Raw genomic sequence first — 2,600 nt, forward strand, 5'->3', positions numbered from 1 at the left:
GGTCGGTCTTGCGCCAATGGTCCAGCAACGAGGCCAGCCGGGTGTAGTCGAAGATCCGCTCAACGCGATTCGGCTGCACCTTCCGACGACGCAGGTCGTCCAGGAGCGGCTCGAGACCCGCCGCGTTCAACTCGGTCTCCAGTTCGGTGAGCCGCGGCAGCGCTCGCAGGTGAACCTCGTCCCGGGCCAGGGCATCCAGCCGCCTCGCAACCTCGGGGAATGGCAACACCGCCAGGTCACTGGTGCGCGGGTTCGCATCAGCCAGCACGGAAAGCCGGCGCCGGACGGCTTTCACCGCCTCCACAGCCTGAGGAAGGTACTGCCCGGTGCGCGGCAGTTTGCCGTCGCGGGAACGCTCGCGCCACGCCGCCAACTGTTCCCGCGCCGCCACCAGCCGGCTGTGTACGGCGTCCCGTTGGTTCCGCCCGGACGCTCCGGCCAGGTCCAGCGCCCGCCGGCGCAGCCGCCTCCGGGCAAAGAACCCGGGCGCGTTCTCGCCTTGTGTGCGCGCGCCCTTCGTAGACGTCGCCGCGACGAGTTCCTCGATCGGCTCGTTCCACAGGCCGTCGCCGAAGGTCGCGACGGTCGCCTCGACGGACGTGAGGAGCTCGACCACCGCGATGCTCTCGTCGATGGTGCTGGGGCCGGCGAGCCCGACTTCGACGGCCGCTCTGGTCGCGGCGTCTCGCAGTTGGTGGACATAGCTGTCCCGCAGCCCGACCACAGTGGTGGCCAGGGAGTCGGCGACGGCCTGCGTCGGAACGTGCGCCCCGCACCACGGCGAGGCGTCCTCGGTGAGCGTCAGACCTTCCAGATCGGCGTACTCGCGTAGCTGTTCACGCAGTTCGGAAGCGGAGCGGGGACTGTCCAGCGCGCTGGGCGAGATCCGGACCGTGGTGCGTATGCTCTCATCGGCGGTCGCGATCGCGACCAGCGCGTCGTAGGCGCTACTGCCGTCGGGCTCGCGGAGCCGGTGCATCGCGTCCCGATACGCGTCCAGTTCGGTGCGAAGCTGCTCCGCGACACGCACGACCTGCGGGTTCTCCGGCTGCACACCGCCGCCCGGGCCGGCTTCGCGCAGCGCTCGCGCGGTGCCGATCACCTGTTGGACCGCATCCGCGGGCGACATCCCACCGGTGTCGAGTACGAGGTCGTCGAGCCCGGCCGACCTCAGCCGAGCGGTCAAGTCCGTGACGGTCGCACGCTTGTGGCTCACCACGAGCACACGCTGGCCCCGGCCGACCAGCTCCGCGACGATGCCGGCCACAGTCTGTGTCCGGCCGGTGCCGGGTGGGGAGTCGACCAGCAGGCTGCTGCCTCCGGCCGTGGCCGACAGCACCTCGTACTGACTCGAATCGGTATCGAACGCCAGGTATTCGGGCGGGACCCGAGCCGCGGCCACGCTGATCGCCTGGCGTGCCTTGGTGTCACCTGCCAGAGCGGCCACCACATCATGACCTGCCAGCTCGCCGCCGAGATCCTCGATGTCGCGGGAGAGCAGCAGCGGCTCCATGGCGAACGTGGCCAGGACCGCCCGGTGTGCGATGGAGAAGCCGTCGACCACGTGCGCGGGCGCGAACTCCCGCAGCCTCTCGACGACGGTCGGGTACTTCAGCTGACCGGAGTGGTCACGAAGATCATTGGCCTGGAATCGCAGGCCCACCTGAGTGTCCAGCGCATGCAGGAGCACCGGGTTGATGACCGGGTCATCGGCGACGTGGATGACGAAGTCTGTCTCTGCCGGGTCCTGGGCGACCACCGCAGCCGTGCGGAGCAGCACGGGAGCCGTCGGGCGGTGCGCGACGAACGGGTTCGACCAGGTGGCTATCCCGACAGCCAGCAGACCGACGTTGATGCCCCGTTCCTCGTAGAGCTCCCGGGACTTGTCCCGGATAGCCCGGGTCGAACGCAGAGCCGAGCTACGCAACGGTTCATGCGGGAAGAGCTTGGAAAGCATGACCGGTTCGCCGTCGACCAGGCGTTGCCGAGCCTCAGGTTCGGCAGCAGCCAGGTCGAGCGTGCCGACTTTGAGGTCCCGGAAGGACAACAGCGGATCACGGCCGCCCAGTGCGGCGAGTTCATCCCGCCATTGCTCCACCGCCTCGCCGACGCCATCACTGTGTCTCACTCTGCCGAGGGTAGTTCAGCCACCGGCCGAGAGCGACGCGGACAGGCCGTGGACAGGCAAAAGACCGGCGGATCGGGTGGCCGGACCCTCACCCGGACAGCCCGAGAGCCGCTGCGGTCTTCATCGCGAGGCGGTCCAGGTAGTCGGCTCTCGCCTCAAGCACATCGTGATAGTGCCCGAACAGCTCGAAACTGACCATGCCGAACAGGAGGGTCCATGCGTCGAGGACGTCGAGCACCGTCGAGGTGTCGAAGCTCACGAGCGCTTCGGCCACGTCCGGTGCCATGTGAGGCAGCCGGCCCTTCAGCGCCGCTACATCGTCGTCGAGCGCGTCTGCGTGGCTGACCGTCGTAGCGGTGGTGGATGCGGCCGTCGTTCCGTGTGCGCCAGCCGCATCCAACGCGATCCGAGCCAGCAGCAATACCACCTCGGACGCCGGAACTGTGGTCTCTTGGGGGGCGGCATAGCCGGG

General features: G+C 68.8%; 1 protein-coding gene and 1 pseudogene. Both read right to left on the reverse strand.

Annotated features, from left to right (window positions below; genetic code table 11):
• Positions 1-2,128: DUF4011 domain-containing protein (locus ELR45_RS34935; RefSeq protein ID WP_165367653.1), on the reverse strand; the 2,128-nt coding region annotated here is incomplete at its 3' end.
• A gap of 88 nt (positions 2,129-2,216) precedes the next feature.
• Positions 2,217-2,600, reverse strand: a pseudogene (locus ELR45_RS37390) (WHG domain-containing protein); the annotation flags it as partial.

It is taken from the genome of Phytoactinopolyspora endophytica (assembly GCF_004138495.1).
Taxonomy (GTDB): domain Bacteria; phylum Actinomycetota; class Actinomycetes; order Jiangellales; family Jiangellaceae; genus Phytoactinopolyspora; species Phytoactinopolyspora endophytica.